This window comes from Mycetohabitans sp. B46 (assembly GCF_037389205.1).
Lineage (GTDB): Bacteria > Pseudomonadota > Gammaproteobacteria > Burkholderiales > Burkholderiaceae > Mycetohabitans.
Map to the genome: position 1 here is coordinate 39,874 of NZ_JADBGL010000016.1, position 19,833 is coordinate 59,706.

17 protein-coding genes and 2 pseudogenes are annotated in these 19,833 nt (G+C 59.7%); 11 read left to right on the plus strand and 8 right to left on the minus strand.

Annotation, left to right across the window (positions count from 1 at the left end):
• Positions 1-121: 121 nt before the first annotated feature.
• Both IHE30_RS14040 and IHE30_RS14045 read left to right on the plus strand, forming a co-directional pair.
• The gene (locus tag IHE30_RS14040) at positions 122-1,711 is read left to right on the plus strand and encodes a phenylalanine aminomutase (D-beta-phenylalanine forming) (protein WP_337691496.1); all 1,590 of its coding nucleotides are present in this window, start codon (positions 122-124) and stop codon (positions 1,709-1,711) included.
• A 242-nt stretch (positions 1,712-1,953) separates the two neighbouring features.
• A pseudogene (locus IHE30_RS14045) lies at positions 1,954-2,378 on the plus strand (IS3 family transposase); the annotation flags it as partial.
• A 91-nt stretch (positions 2,379-2,469) separates the two neighbouring features.
• Here IHE30_RS14045 and IHE30_RS14050 read toward each other — a convergent pair.
• Positions 2,470-3,132 carry a UdgX family uracil-DNA binding protein gene (locus tag IHE30_RS14050; RefSeq protein ID WP_337691498.1) on the minus strand — a complete coding sequence of 221 codons (663 nt, stop codon included), beginning with the start codon at positions 3,130-3,132 and terminating at the stop codon, positions 2,470-2,472.
• A 310-nt stretch (positions 3,133-3,442) separates the two neighbouring features.
• Here IHE30_RS14050 and IHE30_RS14055 point away from each other — a divergent pair, with 310 nt between their 5' ends.
• Entirely contained in the window at positions 3,443-3,910 is a 468-nt protein-coding gene (locus IHE30_RS14055) for a DUF29 domain-containing protein (RefSeq protein WP_337691499.1), read from the plus strand.
• Between the two features lie 487 nt (positions 3,911-4,397).
• Here the strand turns inward: IHE30_RS14055 and IHE30_RS14060 are convergent, their stop codons facing one another.
• Entirely contained in the window at positions 4,398-4,589 is a 192-nt protein-coding gene (locus IHE30_RS14060; protein WP_337691501.1) for a hypothetical protein, read from the minus strand.
• Positions 4,590-4,773: 184 nt separating this feature from the next.
• On the minus strand, positions 4,774-5,091 hold the full coding sequence (locus tag IHE30_RS14065; protein ID WP_337691504.1) for a hypothetical protein: 318 nt from the start codon (positions 5,089-5,091) through the stop codon (positions 4,774-4,776).
• A 644-nt stretch (positions 5,092-5,735) separates the two neighbouring features.
• On the opposite strand from IHE30_RS14065, the gene IHE30_RS14070 reads away from it, so the two are divergent.
• From IHE30_RS14070 to IHE30_RS14095, 6 genes are all read left to right on the plus strand, one after another.
• Positions 5,736-5,840: a potassium ABC transporter ATPase gene (locus IHE30_RS14070; RefSeq protein WP_337691506.1), complete on the plus strand. Its 105-nt coding sequence runs from the start codon at positions 5,736-5,738 to the stop codon at positions 5,838-5,840.
• Complete coding sequence (locus tag IHE30_RS14075; protein WP_083813550.1) at positions 5,837-5,932, plus strand: potassium-transporting ATPase subunit F; 96 nt, start codon at positions 5,837-5,839, stop codon at positions 5,930-5,932. Before IHE30_RS14070 ends, IHE30_RS14075 begins: the two co-directional genes overlap by 4 nt.
• Positions 5,929-7,737: a potassium-transporting ATPase subunit KdpA gene (gene kdpA, locus IHE30_RS14080; protein ID WP_337691511.1), complete on the plus strand. Its 1,809-nt coding sequence runs from the start codon at positions 5,929-5,931 to the stop codon at positions 7,735-7,737. Before IHE30_RS14075 ends, kdpA begins: the two co-directional genes overlap by 4 nt.
• Positions 7,738-7,750: 13 nt before the next feature.
• Complete coding sequence (kdpB, locus tag IHE30_RS14085) at positions 7,751-9,889, plus strand: potassium-transporting ATPase subunit KdpB (protein WP_443193680.1); 2,139 nt, start codon at positions 7,751-7,753, stop codon at positions 9,887-9,889.
• A 100-nt stretch (positions 9,890-9,989) separates the two neighbouring features.
• The gene (gene kdpC / locus IHE30_RS14090; protein ID WP_337691513.1) at positions 9,990-10,571 is read left to right on the plus strand and encodes a potassium-transporting ATPase subunit KdpC; all 582 of its coding nucleotides are present in this window, start codon (positions 9,990-9,992) and stop codon (positions 10,569-10,571) included.
• 217 nt (positions 10,572-10,788) lie between these two features.
• Positions 10,789-11,955 (plus strand): porin, encoded by a 1,167-nt coding sequence (locus IHE30_RS14095; RefSeq protein ID WP_337691515.1) that lies wholly within the window; start codon positions 10,789-10,791, stop codon positions 11,953-11,955.
• Between the two features lie 201 nt (positions 11,956-12,156).
• Here IHE30_RS14095 and IHE30_RS14100 read toward each other — a convergent pair whose 3' ends face one another.
• Positions 12,157-12,468 (minus strand): hypothetical protein, encoded by a 312-nt coding sequence (locus IHE30_RS14100; RefSeq protein ID WP_337691517.1) that lies wholly within the window; start codon positions 12,466-12,468, stop codon positions 12,157-12,159.
• A gap of 199 nt (positions 12,469-12,667) precedes the next feature.
• Between IHE30_RS14100 and IHE30_RS14105 the strand changes: the two genes are divergently transcribed.
• Both IHE30_RS14105 and IHE30_RS14110 read left to right on the plus strand, forming a co-directional pair.
• Entirely contained in the window at positions 12,668-14,926 is a 2,259-nt protein-coding gene (locus IHE30_RS14105; RefSeq protein WP_337691519.1) for an amylo-alpha-1,6-glucosidase, read from the plus strand.
• A gap of 53 nt (positions 14,927-14,979) precedes the next feature.
• A complete protein-coding gene (locus tag IHE30_RS14110; protein ID WP_337691522.1) occupies positions 14,980-15,441 on the plus strand; it encodes an NUDIX hydrolase in 462 nt (153 codons plus the stop codon).
• Between the two features lie 1,189 nt (positions 15,442-16,630).
• Here the strand turns inward: IHE30_RS14110 and IHE30_RS14115 are convergent.
• The 4 genes and pseudogenes from IHE30_RS14115 to IHE30_RS14130 all read right to left on the minus strand — a co-directional run.
• Positions 16,631-17,779 (minus strand): ABC transporter ATP-binding protein, encoded by a 1,149-nt coding sequence (locus IHE30_RS14115; protein ID WP_337691524.1) that lies wholly within the window; start codon positions 17,777-17,779, stop codon positions 16,631-16,633.
• Positions 17,776-18,429, minus strand: a complete 654-nt coding sequence (locus IHE30_RS14120; RefSeq protein WP_337691525.1) for an ABC transporter permease — start codon at positions 18,427-18,429, stop codon at positions 17,776-17,778. The genes IHE30_RS14115 and IHE30_RS14120 overlap by 4 nt, the downstream gene beginning before the upstream one ends.
• 13 nt (positions 18,430-18,442) lie before the next feature.
• On the minus strand, positions 18,443-19,336 hold the full coding sequence (locus tag IHE30_RS14125) for a glycine betaine ABC transporter substrate-binding protein (protein WP_337691527.1): 894 nt from the start codon (positions 19,334-19,336) through the stop codon (positions 18,443-18,445).
• 27 nt (positions 19,337-19,363) lie between these two features.
• A pseudogene (locus tag IHE30_RS14130) lies at positions 19,364-19,833 on the minus strand (ABC transporter permease); the annotation flags it as partial.

Here is a 19,833-nt window from a genome sequence, read left to right on the forward strand (position 1 = left end):
ATAATTTTTAATTATTTTAGATGTTTTGGTTAATTGAATGCTATCTACGACTAGTCTGAATCCGGATGTAAGTGCTTGGTGGATTGAGAGTGCCTAATAATTTTTTGAAAAGAGGTCAGTTATGGAAAACATGCTGGAAATTACAGGTGAACCCATAAGGGCAAATGACATTGCCAGGGCAGCATATGATTTTAATATCAATGTTCGTCTTGGACAAAAGGCGTGCAAGTCTATTGTTGAATCCCGTAAATTGCTTGACGATCTTCTTTTGCAGGGGAAGGTGATTTATGGTGTAAATACAAGTATGGGCGGATTTGTTAAATATCTTATCCCAGAAAAGTATGCCACGCAAACGCAAGAAAATCTCATTGCAGCAGTCGCAACAAATGTTGGTTCATACTTTGACGATTCTGTGGTTCGAGCGACGATGTTAACACGTATCAACTCGCTTGCTCGAGGGGTATCTGCAATTTCACTAGAGAATATTCAAAAATTTGTAGATATTTTTAATGAAGGGATATGTCCTTGCGTACCTCAGAAAGGTTCCCTTGGTACCAGTGGAGATTTGGGTCCACTTGCTGCCATTGCTTTAGCACTAACTGGAAAATGGAAGGTTAGGTATCAGGGGGAAATCATGAGCGCATCAGAGGCACTGCGCAAGACTAATATTGAACCGCTCAAACTTAGTTATAAAGAAGGCTTGGCATTAATAAATGGGACTTCAGCCATGACTGGGTTGGCATGCCTGATAGTAAGTGATGTAGAGAAGTTAATTAAATCATACGAATTAATAACGTCTTTAACTTTGGAGACGTTGAAAGGAAAGCGTAAAGTATTTTCACCGTTGGTGCACGAAGAGAAGCCACATCGAGGCCAGCAAACGTCTGCAGAAAATATCTACAATGCGCTTGCCGACAGTAATATGATAAGTAGTGAAGATGATGTGTCAAAAAACCTTCGGTCGCAACTTTACGATAATGTGGTAGATGGTGTTGCTGATCAAATCGAAGATGCATATTCTTTGCGTTGTACTCCGCAAATAATTGGGCCGATCAGGGATGCTGTTGATTATGTTAAGCTTGTAGTGGAAAATGAGTTAAATTCTAGTAGTGACAATCCTTTGGTTATTCCGCGGCATGGTGATGTATATCATAATGGCCATTTTCATGGCCAGTATATATCCATGGCGATGGATCATTTATCTATCGCGTTGGTTACGTTAAGTAACTTGTCAGATCGGCGTATCGATCGATTTATGGATAAAAATAATAGCAATGGATTGCCGCCATTTCTTTGTGTAAGTGATCAAGGAATCCGGCTTGGATTGATGGGAGGCCAGTTCATGAGTGCTTCCCTTGCCTCAGAAAACCGGTCTTTATGTATGCCAGTTTCTATTCAATCATTGCCCTCAACGGCTGACTTCCAAGATATCGTGTCACTTGGTCTTGTGGCCGCTCGGCGTGCACAGGAAATATTTAATAATACTGTTTATGTTATAAGTTTCGAACTTTTGTGTGCGTGTCAAGCGGCTGATATTCGTGGTGCTGACAAATTGGGAACTCATACTGCTATGCTTTATAATTCAGTGCGGTCTTTTTTGCCGTTTTTTGATAAAGATGAGTCGCTCACCCCGTATCTAGAAGATATTGCTATTTTTATTCGAAATGGAATGGTTCATTCTTCGGAAGGAACTGACAAACTTGTTATGTAAAATTTGCGCGCAAAAAATGGGGGCAAGCATGTCGGCACATCAATTATGTGATAGAGACAATGCTGATTGGTGTCTTGAAAAATGGGTGAAATTTTCGCCAAGGTGCGGCATTGTAGATAATTGAGTTCAACGCATGACGCCGTCCTGGTGATTCGAGATTTGAATTTTGGCACAGTGGTGCGGGAGAGTGTGGAGGCGGAAGACGGCTTCAATGGTGGCTGTAGCGTAGAGGGCCCTTGCTACGTCCTGCGCGACGACATGACGGTAGGTTGCCGTGGCGAAGCGCAGCCAGCACGGGTGTTCGGATGGAGCTGGGTTTCATTGCAGCAATGGCGAGCCGCTGCGTGTTATATTCGCGTTGGATTGCTGCGATCGCGAAGCGATGAGTTGGTTGGGCGGCAACAACCGGTGGGCATAGCGGCGACGTGGCGCGTGCTGTCATGCTGGGACTGTAGAGAATCGCTTTAGCAACGTTTCTAAGGCAGCGGCAGAAATCGAGCGGTTGACGGATAAAGACTCGGGCGACACGGCGGGCAAGACATTGCTAGGCTGCGCGCCCTCTCGCCATTGCTTTCGAGTACTACAGCGGAAAGCATCGCATAACGCGTTGAAATATCGCTCGCCACGCGAGTTCCGACGCAGGACCGATTTGTCCATTTTAGTGTGAAGCCGTGTCCAGAAGTAGGACGGGCAAATCCAGCTAAAGGTTAAAAAGCCGACCGCTGATTCTCCGGCGGTGATACGGGTTCATCCCGGGTTCAGCGGCGTGGCGGCCGGCCCTGCTGCTCGAGCTGCTGCGCCAGCTTCCCCGCCCGCCGCAGCGCGTCGACGATTTGCGCATAGGCGTGCTGCCGCGTCGGCTCATCGGGTGCCCGTAGGGCGAACGACGGGTGATAGGTTGGGATGACAAAGTGCCCGCCGTACTCGATCGTTTGGCCCAACGAACGCTGCAGTGTCATGTTCCGATCTTGCAGCACGGCTTTGAGCGCTGTCGCACCAAGGGCGACGACCACCGCGGGCGCGACCGTATCGAACTCACGATCGAGCCAGTAGTGGCACGCTTCGATTTCGCGCTGTGCGGGCGTTTTATGCATGCGCCGCTTACCGCGCGGTTCCCATTTGAAGTGCTTGACGGCATTCGTCACATAGACATCGTCGCGGGCAACACCGGCCTCGCGCAACGCGTCGTTCAGTAGTACGCCAGCCGGGCCGACAAATGGCCTGCCTTGTCGATCTTCCTGGTCGCCGGGCTGTTCGCCGACCATCATGATGGGCGCATGAGCGGGTCCCTCGCCCGGCACCGGCTGCGACGCGTCGTGCCACAGTGCACAGCGCCGGCAATCGTCTAGGCCTTGCGGCTGCTGTTGCGGTTGGATGTCGATCTTTTCGTGTTCCTGCGTCATCGGTTTGCGCGTGGTCATAACAGGCTCCTGGCAAACGTCATTGCACGACGCGTGCCCGAGGTCCCCGGCTGCCGTCCTTCAGGCGCCGCGGATACGCCGCGCATTTTTCCGTTGGGTTTGTAAAAAGGGCTCGTGTAATGGCGACGCGGTGGTGGGGCTGCATGCGCGAGAAAATTTGCGAAAAGCATCTGGCGCAGGCAATTTTCCGAGGAGGTGAAGCATGACGCGGCTGCAAATTGCGGTTTTGATCCGGTCCGGTCATACTTCCAATAGGGATATTCAATATCACTCTACTTCATCCGTTACCCAGTAACAAACGGAGCGCGTAATGGGAACTAGATACGAAGAGGATGTGATCGCATGGTCGCTCGAGCAAGCAGCGCTGTTGCGCGCGGGCAAACTGTCTGTGATTGACGTCCAGCATATCGCTGAGGAGATTGAAGACGTGGGCAAAAGCGAGCAGCGCGAACTGTCGAATCGGATGGCCGTGCTGTTGTGCCATTTGCTGAAGTGGAAATATCAACCCGAGCGCCGAGGCGCGAGTGGGGAAACCACCATTCACACGCAGCGCAACAGCATTGCTCGTCGTATTCGGAAGACGCCCAGTCTGAAGGCGTCGCTCGCCGATCCCGATTGGTGGGCAGACGCCTGGGACGATGCGATTGAAGCGGCGTCGAAGGAAACCGGTTTATCGTACACAACTTTTCCTGACGTGTGCCCTTGGACGACTGATGAGGTGCTGGATCATGCTTACTTTCCGGCGATCGAGCAAGAATCGATGCCGCGCCAGAAATAGACAATGTAGGCAATGAGCCCACACCTCGTGACGACACTTCGCCTTTTCGGTAGAGCGCGCTGTCGAGGAATTGATCGTGTAGGTCGCTCGCCAGCGCAGTTGCGACCGCGCTTAAGATGCCTAGCGCGGTCCACAGGCCGCCCCGGCTGCACCGGCAGTTAGACATGACGACATGCGGGTACCGAGGCATTCGCCGTCGTGTGCTGAATCGACGGTATCCTTCACGGCCGTATAGACCATGTACCGCCTGGTTAGTGAGTCTGTACCCTGCAGGTCGAATGGCGTAGGGAAGACGACGATTTGGACACCGTGCAAAAACGCATAGCCGACACATAACTGCGTCGCATGTAGGTAATGAACCGTCAAAGAAATGGGTGGATGTGCTGCCGCTCGCTCAGCGTCACTGGCGTCTTAAGCGTTCAACATCGGCGTGGCGGCCGGGGCGGCCACCGCGCCGACGTTGCGGCGTAGTGGTCCAGAAGAATGGTCAGCTTTTGTCCGAAGGCTGCGACGATGGATCCGTGTTCTCGTCGTGGCTGCCGTGCGATTTATCCTCATCCGGTACGATTTTTGTCACACCGCCTGTCGCGGGAGGATCGCTGGCAGGAAAGGTGTCCTCGACCGACTTATCGATGGCTTCCTCTTTCTTGTCGCGCGAAATGTGTTCCTTGTTTGACATATTGGTCGTGGCTCCATAAGACAGACGTCGAATGTTGTCGCAAACCACGTGCCCGGCGTGATCGACCCAGCGGCAGACGTCCCTGGCGCTGGCTCGGCAGGTGCCATCTGAGCGGCTGCTGTCATCGCCCCGCCTTGCTAGGGTGAGCGGGCCGTCCTAGGGTCAGCTGCCGCGCCGTGGCGGCTCAGTGCGCTATCGTCTCGGAAATCGCAGTGAGCCGCTCATTCAGTGCACGCTGCGCGTCGGCGTCCAGGCCGCCATTGTGCTGGCCGGCGGTGCGGGCAGCGTCCCGTTGCACATAGTCGAGCCGGTGCTTCAGGTCGGCGCCCACCGCAGCCGGGTAGTCGTCGCGTGTGACGCGTACATCGATCAGCCGACGCTCGTTGGCGATCCGAGCATTGACTTGCTCATACCGCTGAGTACCTTCCACGACTGAGTCCGGATGGACGGAGGGGGGCGGCGGCGTCTGCGTAATACAGCCGCACAATAACAAACTGCTCATCAGGATCGGGACGAAACGACGCAATGGCATGGCAGCTATAAAACGGGCTTAGAACAGTTAGGCCCCGGTCAGTTAACGGCGGAAGGGTGAGGGTACCGCATTCACGCCTATCCCTATCATATGTTTAATATATTGATTACATGATGATATTGGCGTTGTGATTGCAATGCACTGTAAGAAGAAGTTCGAACTCGGCATGCACTACGTCAGCTATTCGGCCGGTATCGCGGGCTCACTGACGGGCCGTCGCACTTTCTGCTGCATGCGCATACTGGCAAGCGACGCGGTTTAGCTTATCGCCGACGCGGCTTACAGCAGGCGGGCCGCGCCCGCCTGGAACAGTAGTGCCACCGCCGCCTTGTCTCGACGTGTGTGGGCGTTTGATCTCATGCGATGCAGCGCAACGCTATCCGCGGTAAGGCCGGCGAGGATCGATGCGATGGCCGTGCACAACGGCGCGTTGACGGATTCGCCGACATTCACGCGCGCAGCGGCCAATAGGATCCTGCGCGCCGTCGCCCGGGATGATGAGCAAGGGCGGCGTTTACGCGCTTTTTACGCCGTGCAGGTCACTCTTGTTGCGCGATTTATGGCCCTGCGGATAGCCTACTCGATGCCTTGGCGCATTAACGGAGAACATAACAATGGACCTCATCTACCTCGCTGGCATCGTCCTGTTCCTGGGACTGTGCATGGCGCTGACGACCGGCTGCGACAAGCTGCGCCGCACACCTGGAGGCCGCTCATGATGGCGTGGATGACATGGCTGGCCGGCATCGCGACGCTGCTGGTGCTGGTGTACCTCGTGTATGCGCTGCTGCGCGCGGAGGATCTGGAATGAACGCCAATTCGTTGTGGCAGGCGGCGCTGCTCATCATCGTGCTGATCGCGCTGGCGCTGCCGCTTGGCCGCTATATGTGCGGGGTGCTGGATGGCTCGTCGGTGCTCGTGCGCAAGTTGGGCCGCCCGCTGGAGCACGGGCTGTATCGCGTCGCAGGCATCGATCCGCAGGCCGAGATGTCGTGGAAGCACTATGCGCTCGCGCTGCTGCTGTTCAACGCGCTGGGGGCTGTCGTGGTGTATGGCCTGCTGCGGCTGCAGCAATGGTTGCCGGCCAATCCGCAGGGGCTCGGCGCGATGACGCCTGATGCCGCGTTCAACACGGCGGTCAGTTTCGTGACCAATACCAATTGGCAAAACTACTCACCGGAGTCGTCGGTCAGCTACCTGACCCAGTTGGCGGGCCTAGCCGTGCAGAACTTCTTGTCCGCGGCCACCGGCATTGCGGTGGTGGTCGCGCTGATCCGTGGGTTTGCTCGCCATACCGCGCAAACCATCGGCAATTTCTGGGTCGATTTGACGCGCGTTACGCTTTACATTCTCGTGCCACTGGCGATTGTCGTGTCGCTGGTGTTGGTGAGCCAAGGCGTGCTGCAAAACCTGAAGCCGTATCAGCAGGTATCGACGCTGCAGGTGACGACTGATTCGGTGCCCAAGACGGACGCGCAGGGCAATCCGGTCAAGGACGCGCACGGCAAGGTGATGATGCAGGATGTGAAGGTGGACAAGCAGACCCTGGCCATGGGGCCGGTCGCATCGCAGGAAGCGATCAAGATGCTGGGCACCAATGGTGGTGGCTTCTTCAACGCGAATTCAGCTCACCCGTTCGAGAATCCAACGCCGCTGTCCAACTTCGTGCAGATCCTGTCGATCCTGATTATTCCGGCCGGACTGTGCGTCGTCTTCGGGCGCATGGTGGGCGACCGCCGGCAGGGCTATGCGGTGCTCACGGCGATGACGATTGCATTCACGGTGGCATGCTTTGTGGAAATTTTTGCAGAACAATCCGGCAATCCGCTGTTTGCGTCGCTGCACGTGGACCAACAGGCGTCGGCGCGCCAAGCGGGCGGCAACGCCGAAGGTAAGGAAGTGCGCTTGGGCATCGCGCAGTCCGGCATCTTCACGGTGGCGACCACGGCAGCATCGTGCGGCGCGGTGGATAACACGCACGACTCGCTCACGCCGCTGGGTGGCTTGGTGCCGCTGCTGCTGATGCAACTGGGCGAAGTGATCTTCGGCGGCGTCGGCTCTGGGCTCTACGGCATGCTCGTGTTCGCGTTGCTCGCCGTGTTCGTCGCGGGATTGATGATCGGGCGCACGCCGGAGTACGTCGGCAAGAAAATTGAGTCGTTCGAAATCAAGATGGTCGCGCTTGTGGTGCTGCTCACGCCATTCCTGGTGCTGGTGGGCACGTCGATCGGGGTGCTCTCGCCGTTGGGTGTGGCCGGTATCGCCAATCCCGGGCCGCACGGCTTCTCCGAAGTGCTGTATGCGTTCAGCTCGGCAGCCAACAACAACGGCAGTGCGTTCGGCGGGCTATCGGTCAGTACGCCGTTCTACAACGTGTTGTTGGCGATCGCGATGTGGTTTGGCCGTTTTGGCACGATCGTGCCGGTGCTTGCGGTCGCGGGCTCGCTGGCAAGCAAGAAGCGCATTGCCGCGACGCCGGGCACGCTGCCCACGCACGGTCCGTTGTTCGTCGTGTTGCTGCTCGGCACGCTCGTGCTGGTCGGCGCGCTGACCTATGTGCCTTCGTTGGCGCTGGGGCCGATCGTCGAGCAGTTGATGATGATCGCCGGCCATTGATTTCGAGGAAAGCATGACTAACGTCAATCCATCGCCTGCCCATCGCGCGGACAACCTTGGGCAGGCCCGTACCGCGGTCCATTCGATGTTCGATCCGGTGCTACTCAAGCCGGCCATCATCGATGCGTTTAAGAAGCTCGCGCCGCGGACCCAACTGCGCAATCCGGTGATGTTCTGTGTGTACGTGGGCAGCATCCTGACGACGGTGCTGTGGATCGCGGCGCTTGCCGGGCAGGCCGAAGCGTCGGCAGGCTTCATCTTGGCCATTGCGTTGTGGTTGTGGTTCACGGTGCTGTTCGCCAACTTCGCCGAGGCGCTGGCCGAGGGCCGCTCGAAGGCCCAGGCCGCGTCGCTGCGCAGTGCCAAGCACAATGTGATGGCCAAGAAGCTCAATGAGCCTCATCCGAAAGCGCCGATCCGTATCATAACGTCCACGGAGTTGCGCCGCGGCGACGTGGTGCTGGTCGAGGCGGGCGACACGATTCCGGCGGACGGCGAGGTCATCGAAGGCGTCGCGTCGGTTGACGAGTCGGCGATTACCGGTGAATCGGCGCCCGTGATCCGCGAGTCTGGCGGAGACTTCTCGTCCGTCACCGGCGGCACCCGGGTGTTGTCGGACTGGATCGTGGTGCGAGTCAGCGTGAACCCCGGCGAAGCCTTCCTGGACCGGATGATTGCGATGGTCGAGGGCGCGAAGCGGCACAAGACGCCCAATGAGATCGCGTTGACCATCCTGCTGGTGGCATTGACGCTCGTGCTGCTGTTCGCGACCGCGACGCTGTTGCCGTTCTCGATGTTCTCGATCTCCGCGATGAAATCCGGTCATGTCGTGACGATCACGGTCCTGGTCGCGTTGCTGGTGTGCCTGATACCGACCACGATCGGTGGATTGCTGTCGGCGATCGGGGTGGCCGGCATGAGCCGGATGATGCAGGCGAACGTGATCGCCACGTCCGGCCGCGCTGTTGAGGCTGCTGGCGACGTAGACGTGCTGTTGCTGGACAAGACCGGCACGATTACGCTTGGCAACCGGCAGGCGTCGGCGTTCGTGCCGGCACCGGGCGTGTCCGAGCAGGAGCTGGCCGATGCTGCACAGCTGGCGTCGCTGGCCGACGAGACGCCGGAAGGCCGCAGCATCGTGGTCCTTGCTAAACAGCGTTTCAACATTCGCGAGCGGGACATGGCTAGCCTGCATGCGCAGTTCCTCGGCTTCACCGCTCAGACGAGGATGAGCGGCGTTGATCTGCCGCAGCGCGAGATCCGTAAGGGCGCGGCTGACGCGATCCAGCAGTATGTCCAGGCACATGCAGACCGCTTCCCTCAGGAAGTGCGCGCGGCGGTCGATGACGTGGCGCGCCGCGGCAGTACGCCGCTGGTCGTCGCACAGCGGCAGCTAGGCGCTGCTGGCCAAGCCCGCGTGCTCGGCGTGATCGAGCTAAAGGACATCGTCAAAGGTGGGATCAAGGAGCGCTTTGCCGAGTTGCGCAAGATGGGGATCAAGACGGTGATGGTGACCGGCGATAACCGCCTCACCGCGGCAGCGATTGCCGCCGAGGCTGGCGTCGATGATTTTTTGGCCGAGGCCACGCCAGAAACCAAGCTTGCGACGATCCGCGCGTACCAAGCCGAAGGGCGACTGGTGGCGATGACCGGCGATGGCACGAACGACGCCCCGGCGCTGGCGCAGGCCGACGTCGCGGTCGCGATGAACACCGGCACGCAAGCGGCAAAGGAAGCGGGCAACATGGTCGATCTCGATTCGAATCCGACCAAGCTGATTGAGATCGTGGAGATCGGCAAGCAAATGTTGATGACGCGCGGCTCGCTAACCACGTTCTCGATCGCTAACGATGTGGCGAAGTACTTCGCAATCATTCCGGCGGCCTTCGCGACCACCTATCCGCAGTTGCATGTGCTCGACGTGATGCGGCTCACTTCGCCTTCCTCCGCCATTTTGTCGGCGGTGGTGTTCAACGCGCTGATCATCGTGTTTCTGATCCCGCTCGCGCTAAAGGGGGTTAAGTACCGGCCGCTGGGTGCCGCTTCGCTGCTGCGGCGCAATCTGTTGATCTATGGGCTGGGTGGCATTGTGCTGCCGTTCCCATTCATCAAGTTGATCGATATGGCGATCACGGCCCTGGGCTGGGCCTGATTTGTTTCGTGCAACCCTTGCCGGGCGGGTCGGCGTCGCTTCGTTTGCCCCCGTCCGGCCTTTTTCGGGGCGGCGTGCTGCTCCATTGTGAACCAGGATCATGAACACTTTACTGCGTCCCGTGCTGGTGCTGTTCGTCGCGCTGACGGTGATCACGGGCATCGTCTATCCCGCCGCGGTCACGGCGATCGCGCAGGCTGTTTTCCCGACTCAGGCCAACGGTAGCCTGATCGAAAAGGACGGCAAGCTGATCGGCTCGGCGCTGATCGGGCAGCAGTTCGATAGAAACGACTACTTCTGGGGCCGGCTGTCGGCGACGACGCCCAATCCGTATAACGCGCAAAGCTCGAGCGGGTCGAACCTAGGCCCGACCCATCCGGCGCTGGCGGACGAGGTGAAGGCACGGCTTGCCGCCTTACATGAAGCCGATCCGACTAACACGGCGCCGGTGCCGGTGGACTTGGTAACCTCGTCAGGCAGTGGCTTGGATCCGGACATCAGCCCCGCGGCGGCAGCTTACCAGGCCCCCCGCGTGGCGCGAGCACGAGGCCTTTCACCCGCGCAGGTCGACGAGTTGATTGCCCGCCATACGACTGGTCGGCAGTTTGGCCTGCTGGGCGAGCCGCGAGTGAACGTGCTCAAGCTGAACCTGGCGCTGGATCAGATCAAGCCGGTGCACTGAGGAAACGGCTCGATGATAACGATCCCGCCTTATACAGAATAGGTGCGTGGCGCCGCTGGCCCGGGCTACCACGCCGTCTGCCGAGAACAGGGGTTAAGAATCCATGCCGTCTAAATTTAACAACGTTGGCCGGGCTTTTATTTCTTTCTTCTACGGGTGTCGAGGTATGCTTCGGCCGCACGGAAAACCAAATGAACGACCGTTCGGAGAAGATTAGATGAAACGATTGGTACTCTCAGCCATCTCGCTCGGTGTGCTCGCCGCTACCTCGGCAGCCCACGCCCAAAGCGCGGTGACGTTGTATGGCGTTATCGATGAAAGCATGACCTTCTTGCATAACCAAGGCGGCAAGAACCAATGGTCCACGGTTTCTGGCAACCTGCAAGGGTCGCGCTGGGGCTTGAAGGGTGCGGAAGATTTGGGCGGTGGCCTGAAGGCGATCTTCCAGTTGGAAAACGGCTTTAACCCAAACAATGGCCGTCTCGGTCAAAGCGGCCGCGAATTCAGCCGTCAGGCTTATCTAGGGTTGCAGAACGATGCATACGGCACGGTGACGCTGGGTCGCCAATATGTGCCGGATACGGATCTGGTACAAGGCATCACGGGCGACAACTACTTCGGCTCCGTATTCGCCACCCCGGGTGACGTCGACAACTACGACAACAGCATCCGCGTCAATAACTCGGTCAAGTACACGAGCCCGATCTGGGCCGGCTTCCAATTTGAGGGCTTGTACGCGTTTGGTAACCAGGCCGGCTCGTTCGGCGACCGCCGTGCGTGGGGCGCCGCGCTGGCGTACACGAACGGCCCGATCGCCGTGGCGGCGAGCTACCAATACTACAACGGCGGCAAGGTCACCGACGGCGTGCGGGACTTCTCAGGTTCCACCACGACGGCGACCAATACGACGACCGACTCGGTCTTTAACGGTCCGGTCAATGGTGCCTACACGTCGGCTGCGTCGCTCAAGATCGCCCGTGTTGCCGGCCAGTACACAATCGGCCCGGTCAACGTCGGTGCGTCGTACAGCAACGCGCAGTACACGGCGGACTCCGCTTCGTCGTTCGGCCAGACGCAGAAGTACAACACCGGCAACGTGTTCGCGACCTACCGGGCCACGCCAGCGCTGCTCACGGGCATTGGCTATAGCTACACGAAGGGTTCGGGCAACGCATCGGCCAAGTACAACCAGGTCAGCCTGGGCGCCGACTATAGCTTGTCCAAGCGCACCGACGTGTATCTGGTGGGCGCATGGCAAAAGGCCACCGGCCAGCAGGACGGCGCGGGCTCGCAAGCTCAGGCTTCGATCGGCTCGTACGGCTTTGTCGGTGCGAACGGCGGTGCACAAGAGTACGTTGCGCTGGGCCTGCGCCACAGGTTCTAAGCGGCACGCAATCTGCTCCTGCGGGAGGACCGGGGTGGCCGGTTCGACGCAGGGGGCAACAAAAGCGCAGGCCTGACCTGCGCTCGGGCTGCTGACGAAACCCCACGTTTTCCTGAACTGCACCCCAAAAGTTGGACGCCGATCCAATCTTTGGGGTGTTTTCCATGGCGAAGTACACGGAGCAATTCAAGTTATCGATCATCAAGGAGTATGAATCTGGCCAAGCAGGGCACTGCTCGGCCACGTTGCGAAGCCTGTGCGTCCTGGCATGGCGATGTCCGTGCAATTAGAGCGATAGCCGCGGGCGCAGGTGCGCGAGCGCCCTGTGCCGCCGGCGCCCTGGCGCCTATCGACAAGTCCTTGTGCCCGCCGTCCTCCTGCAACATCGCGGATCACCGCCTGGCTGATGCCGTGGATTGGCGCGAGCACCCTGCCGGCGGGCAGCGTTGTGCCCACTAGATATTGGCCGGATGAAATGGCTGCGATCCATTGCTCGATATCATGTTCGGTCAATGTGCAAGGTCTGGCCGACATCGGAAACGCCGAGTATGCAACGTATCAGATTTGCATGTTATAGGAGCTCTGGGAGGAGCACTGGGTGATTGGACGAACATCCTTGTGCGAATGCACGATCGCATTGTGCCATGGTCATACAATCGGCAGCATGCGAGCGGTGCTGTGACAACGCAGGTGTTTGAAAGGGAGCCAACTCATGCAGGAGCCAGAACCGATCGCCAGCGGGCTCGCGAAGCTGTCGGAGCAGGGCGCCGAGAGCGGCGACGACGGCGGCGTGTTCATTGCGCTGGAGCACGCGAATGTCACCTCCGGCCGGCAGTACGTGCTGAAGTCGGGCGACACGTTCGTCGTCAACGATCCAAATGGCGATATCCTAGGCCATGACGACGGCCTGTTCGTCAACGACACGCGGGTACTGTCGCAACTGCAACTCACGTTTGGCGGCCGGGCGCCATCGCTGCTGTCGAGCAGCGTGAGCAGCGACAACACGGCGTTCACCGCGCATTTGACCAACCGGCCGTTGCCGCCATGGGGTGGCGAGCCTACGCCGCAGGGCGTGATCCATGTTGAGCGTTTGCGGGTGCTGTGCGGTAATGTATTGAACGAGGCGATCACGCTGACCGATTACGGCACCGAGCTGGCAGTCGTACCGCTGTCGCTTTCATTCGCCAGCGATTTTTTAGACATGTTCGAAGTGCGTGGCTCGCCGCGCGGCCGGCGCGGCACGCTGGTGACGCCCTATGTCGACAATGGCGAGGTCGTGTTGTGCTACCAGGGTTTGGACAATGTCGAGCGGATTGTGCGCATCGCGTTTTCTCCCGCCCCGGACAAGCTGCTGCCGGGGCGCGCCGACTATACGTTGACGCTGCCGGCCGAGGCGTGCCTGTCGGTTTACCTGCAGGTCACGGTCGTTACCCGGTCAATCAACGAGTCCGCCGTGCCGGTGTCTAGCGGTCCGGTGTCGAAGCCGCCAGCCGGCTTGAGCGGCGCGGGACGGGCGGCGGTACGCGCCGCGCTGGCCGAGTCGCACCGGATGATGCGCAATAGGCGTCGCGCCAGTGCAAAGCTGCGCTCGAGCAATCCGTTATTCAATGCTTGGATGGAACGTTCGTTTGCCGATCTGGGATTGTTGACCACGGATCGAGACACCGGACCTTATCCGTATGCGGGCATTCCGTGGTTCTCAACGCCATTCGGGCGGGACGCGGTGATGACGTCCTTGCAGACGCTGTGGGTGCAGCCGGCGCTGGCTCGTGGCGTGCTTCGCTTTCTCGCGGCCCAGCAGGCGCGCGAGGATTCGGCGTTTCGCGATGCCGCGGTGGGCAAAATCATGCACGAGATGCGCAAGAGCGAGATGGCGGCAACCGGGGAAGTGCCGTTTGCGCTGTACTACGGCGGCGTGGATACGACGCCGCTGTTCATCGTGTTGGCCGGAGCCTACCTCGAGAGGACCGGCGATGTGGCATTGATCGACGAATTGTGGCTGGCGCTGGAGTTGGCCGCGCGATGGATGGCACGGGTATGCGATCGCAACCCGTTTGGATTGCTCGACTATCAGCGCGCGGCGGACAGCGGCCTGGCCAACCAGGGCTGGAAGGACAGCCACGATTCGGTGTTCCACTCGGATGGGCGCATGCCGGACGGACCGATCGCACTGGTCGAAGTACAGGCGTACGCGTGTGCGGCGTTCGAGACAATGGCACGGCTGGCGCAGCACCGTGGCGGCGCCACGCTCGCCGCCCACTATACGGCGCGTGCCCAAGCGCTGCGCGAACGGGTCGAGGCGATGTTTTGGATGCCCCAGGAAGGTTTCTATGGGATGGCATTGGACGGGCATGGTCAGCTGTGCCGCGTGCTAGCCTCGAACGCCGGGCACCTGTTGGCGTTCGGGCTGCCGGACAAGGCGCGTGGCGAGCAGGTCGCGCATACTCTCGACTCCGCGTTGTTCCACACCGGATGGGGCCTGCGCACGCTGGCCGGCGGCCAGCCCCGATTCAATCCGATGTCGTACCATAACGGTTCGGTGTGGCCGCATGATACCGCGCTGTGCGTGCGCGGCATGGCGCGCTACGGCGAAAAGGACGCGGCGGTGCGGTTGCTGCAGGCATTGTTCGAGGCAGCGGTCCACTTCGACATGCGATTGCCTGAGCTGTTCTGTGGCTTCACGCGGCGGCGCGGCGAACCACCGGTTGCCTATCCGGTCGCGTGCTTGCCGCAGGCCTGGGCGGCAGGTTCGCCGTTCATGATGCTCGAGGCTTGCCTGGGCGTGACCGTGGACGCGCAGCGGGAGGAAGTCCGCATCGAGCACCCGCGGTTGCCGGAAGGCATAGATTGGCTGGAAGTCGGCGATCTACGCGTGGGCAGCCGGACTGTATCGTTGACGTTCCGCCGCGTGGGGGAACAGGTGGTGCCGGCGGTGGACCGCGGTGACGCGCGCGTGATCGCGTTGCTTTAGCGCGTGTACAGATCGATGCATCGAGCCGTACCAGAACGTGAAACAGGGTCGTTATGCCAAAACAGACCTCGTGCGGCATCGTGATACTCAACGAACTCGGTAGCGTGTTGCTGTGCCACGCAACCGGGACGCGCCATTGGGACATCCCGAAGGGTCAGCCCAATCCGGGCGAGACACCGATCGACGCAGCGCTGCGCGAGACCCGCGAAGAGACCGGTTTGACGCTCGACGCAGCAGCGCTGGTCGAGCTGGGGGCGTTTCCTTATCGACCGGACAAGGCATTGCACTTGTTCGCGACCAGCGTCTCAACGGGCGACGTCGATATCCGCAAATGCGTCTGCACGTGCCTATTTCTGAGCCACCGGAACGGAAAAATGTTGCCCGAAATGGACGCGTTCCGGTGGGTGCAGCCGACTGAAGTGAGCCGCTACACTAGCGCCAGCCTCACGAGACTGTTCGAAACCAAGCTTTCACTGCCGGCGCTGCACTGCCAACTGAACGGTGCAGCAGCGTGATTCGCATTATTCGTTGATCAGGAACCGTTCGCGCTTTTTGCGTTCGCGCTTCTTGCCGTGGATCTCGGCCGGCGTCCGTCCTCACCCGGACCCCATGGCCCCGCTGGCTAGGTCTTGGTACTTCGCCCGCACGGGAGCACGCTTTGCCGTTACGCATGCTCACCGCATGCCGTCGGCCAAAGATGTCCTGGGAAGTTAATCCGTATTCGGTGACCTGCACGCGGATGTTCGCGATCGCTGAGTCGAACTCGCATGGAATAATGCGTAACGGTAAACGGTAGCGTGCCGGCGCGTGTCGTGAACGCAGCATAGACAGGCTGGTCCCGGTTACGCTGCCATTACACGCTTCAACGTGGACTGACCGCGCGTGAGTCGGGCCGCATTTTCCGGTGGCCGGCAAGGGTGTGGTGGGCGACGCACAGGCAGTTGGCCCCTGCGCCGCCTTGCATTCAACCGCCGTCGGGTGTCTTCGCCGAATGGCGAGGCTTGCCGATGGGGCGTGCCTGGGATAGTGGGCCGTCCGGCCCGCCGTGGCCGCTTTCGCTGTCGCGGTCTTGACCCCATAATGCATCCGGGAGATTACGCTCCATCTCGTCGCGGGTAATCTGTTCTGCCAATTGTCGGGATTTTGGGGTAGCAGGGCCTGCTGGCCGATTCGCTCCTGACATAACGCACTCCTTGTGGTTGGACAGGTTACCTTGTATCTCAGCACATCTCACGACTACGTTAAATCCGCATGTCCAGGAGTAAGCACCTTCCATTCCCGATAAGACGCGCAATGCGAGTTGGCGTGCCGTGACTTCAAGATCCCGAATTGAAGCTCGATCCGCCTGTCGTGCGCGTGCGCGCCTTTCCGATCGGGATGGAATTTCCGGCTTCCTGCGGAGCGCGCGTAGCCCGGCTTTTCGATCTCCGATACGAGTGGTGTACACCCGTGCGTGAGCACCCTATGCAAGGGCCCTCGATCTTGATGATACGCGACGTTGACGAGGTTAAGCTAGTGAAGTGCCGCAGAACAATCATGCGTGGCCGATGCAGCGACCAGCCGGCAGATTGGCCAACTGAACAGCGTTTCCGCCCAATTGAACAACGTTTCGCTCTCTTAGGCAGGTTACGTGAGACGCATGTCTAGTCTCCTGCGGGCACCCGCCCATCGATCGACGTCGATGGGCGCTTCGATGCATCGCACTTACCTGCTAGCAGCGGTTGGCACGCCGCGTGAGCGGCCCGAACTCAAGTATTCGGCAATCGAGTCTTGCGTGATTTCGCCGAGATAGCCGCCTTCCGGATCGACGACTGGCAACCACGGCGAGTTAACCTCAAACATTTTTGACAACACCACGCGCAGGTTATCCTCCGCATTTACGGTGGTTGCAAATTCACGCATTTTGTCGCCGCAGCGCGCCGGGGTGGATGCGCCTTCGCGCGCAGCGCGACGCGATACATAGCCTAGCGCGCGCCGCGCGTCATCGGTGACTGTCACGTAGCGATTGTCGGCGTCATCCATGACGCCGAGCGCTTGGGCAAGCGGGGTATCGACATGCACGGTTTGGGTGTGGGCCGCCGCGTCGCTCGCCTTGACCAGCAGCAAGCGCTTGAGTGTACTGTCGTGGCCCACGAACGCGCTGACGAATTCGTCCTTGGGATGGGCAAGCAACGTGTCGGGATGATCGAACTGCACCAACTGACCGCGCCGGAACACGGCGACCTTGTCGCCTAGCTTGATCGCCTCGTCGATATCGTGGCTGACCATGATCACCGTTTTTTTCAGCGCACGTTGCATCTGGAAAAACTCGTTCTGGATCGACTCCCGGTTGATCGGGTCGACTGCGCCGAACGGCTCGTCCATCAACATCACAGGCGGATCAGCCGCGAGCGCGCGGATCACGCCGATGCGTTGTTGCTGGCCGCCAGACAGCTCGCGCGGATAGCGCTTCAAGTACAGCTTCGGGTCCAGCGCAACCATCGACATCAGTTCGGTCGCGCGCTCACGATAGCGCGACTTGTCCCAGCCCAGCAGCCGGGGCACGACCGTGATGTTCTCCTCGATCGTCATGTTCGGGAACAAGCCGACCTGCTGGATCACGTAGCCGATGTGGCGACGCAGTTCCACTTCGTTGACGTTCGCGGTGTCCTCGCCGTTGAGCAGCACCCGGCCGCTGGTCGGCTGGATTAGCCGATTGATCATTTTCAACGTCGTGGTCTTGCCGCATCCCGAAGGGCCGAGAAAAATGCAGATTTCGCCCTCGGCAACGGTCAGGCTGACGGCGTCGACCGCCCGTACCGCACTGCCGTCCTTGCGCGTGAAGGTCTTCGTCAAGTGGTCAAGTTCGATCATGTCTTCGCTACTCCCTTCGGTGTCAATGCACGCTGCAGTGCGTGCAGCAGCAGGTCTGCGACGATGGCCAGCACGCTCACGAGCACCGCCCCGATCACCAGCCGCGTCATGTTGCTTTGGCTGATCGCGCGCAGTACCAACTCGCCGAGGCCTCCGGCGCCGATAACTGCGGCAATGGTCATTACGCCGATGTTCATGACGACGGCCGTCCGTACGCCGCCGATGATCACCGGCACGGCGAGCGGTAGCTCGACGAGCCTGAGTCGTTGCCACCGCGTCATGCCGATGCCGGTACCCGCTTCGCGGATGCTTGGATCGACATTGCGCAGCGCCAGGTAGGTGTTGCGCATAATCGGCAGTAACGAGTACAAGAATACCGCCACGATTGCGGGAGCGGGGCCGATGCCGAGACCCCAGCGCGACAGCAGCGGAATCATCAGACCGAACAGCGCAATCGACGGTAGCGTGAGCACGAGCGTCGCACAGCCGAGCAGCGGACCGGCCAGCCATGTACATCGGTTGATCAGGATGCCGAGCGGCACGCCGACGAGGATTGCGCAGCCAACGGCGGTGCCCACCAGTGCGAGATGCTGCAGGGTGAGCGACGCCAATTCCTGCCAGTTATTCGAGAAATAGGTCATCAAGTTCATCGGTTCTCCTGGCTTAAGGCAACGCGTGCGTGCGCAGGAAATCAGCAGCGACCGTGCTGATCGATTCCTCGTCGATGTCCACGCGCTTGTTCATCTCGGACATCACTTCGCTGTTGATCTGCTCGGACAGTGCATTGAGTTGCTTCGCGAGTTCTGGGTGCTGGTCCAGCACGTCGCGGCGCACCACTGGCGTTGCGTTGTACGCTGGGAAAAAGCCGAGATCATCGTCGAGCACCGTGATGCCAAAGCCTTTGATGCGTCCGTCGGTCGTGTAGACGAGCCCAAACATGACTTGATTGTTGTGCAACGCCGTGTAGACCAGCCCGGCGTCCATCTGTTTGATATCCGAACGGCGCAGTCGCAAGTCGTACAGCGCCTGCAATGGCCGCAGCCCGTCGGGGCGGTTCGCAAACTCCGCGTCCATCGCAAACCAGTGCCGCTTGTGCGAGTCGTCCTGCCGGATCTTCGCGGCCAGTTGCGAGATCGTATGGATGCCGTCGCGTTTGGCGCGCTCGCTAGGCATTGCCAGCGCGTATGTGTTGTTCAGTGCCGACGGCTTGAGCCACACCAGGCCACGCGGTTTGTCTAGATCGCGTACGCGGCGGTATGCGGTCTGCGGATCGAGCTTCTCATGAATTCGGTTGTAGACGATCAGCGCCGTACCGGTGTAGTCCCATACGATGTCCAATTGCCGGTTCTCGAGCGCGCTGCGCATCAGCACGCTGCCTAGGCCGCTGCGGCTCTCGACCGTGTAGCCGCGCGAGCGCAGGTATTGTGACGTGATTTCCGCGAGCAGCAATTGCTCGGTAAAATTCTTGCCGCCGACGACCAGCGTCGCGGCGTGCGCCGGTATCACGCCCGCCAGCGCGGTGCCGGCGAGCAGCCAAGCAATGACGCATTTGAGCAAAGGGTCATAAATTCTCCTGTGCTTTCGTTATAGTGCCAGCCCGCGACGCGTCAACACGGCGCGAGCGATGCCGGCAACGAGTGCGTCCAGCGCGAGCGCCAGCCCGGCAGTCGACGCGGCGCCTAATAGCAGCATGGCCGGATCATTCAGATAGATTCCCGGGAAATCAATGTGCCGAGGCTGTCGGCGCCAATCAGGAAGGCCAGGGCGCGGTACCGACATTGATGGCGAGCGCAGCGCCACCCCGCCGACAATGATCGGCATCGCGTTGGGAAGTTCGACTTTGAACATCGACTGTAGCGACGTCATGCCGAGGCCACGCGCCGCCTCGCGCCATGCAAGCGGTACCGCGCGCATGCCCTCGTATGCGTTGCGGGCAATCGGCAATAACGACGCAAGCCACAGCGCGACGATTGCCGGCGCGGCGCGATGCCCAGGACCGCGAGGGCCAGCGCAAGCACCGCCATTGACGGCACGTGTTGCCCACATTCAGCACC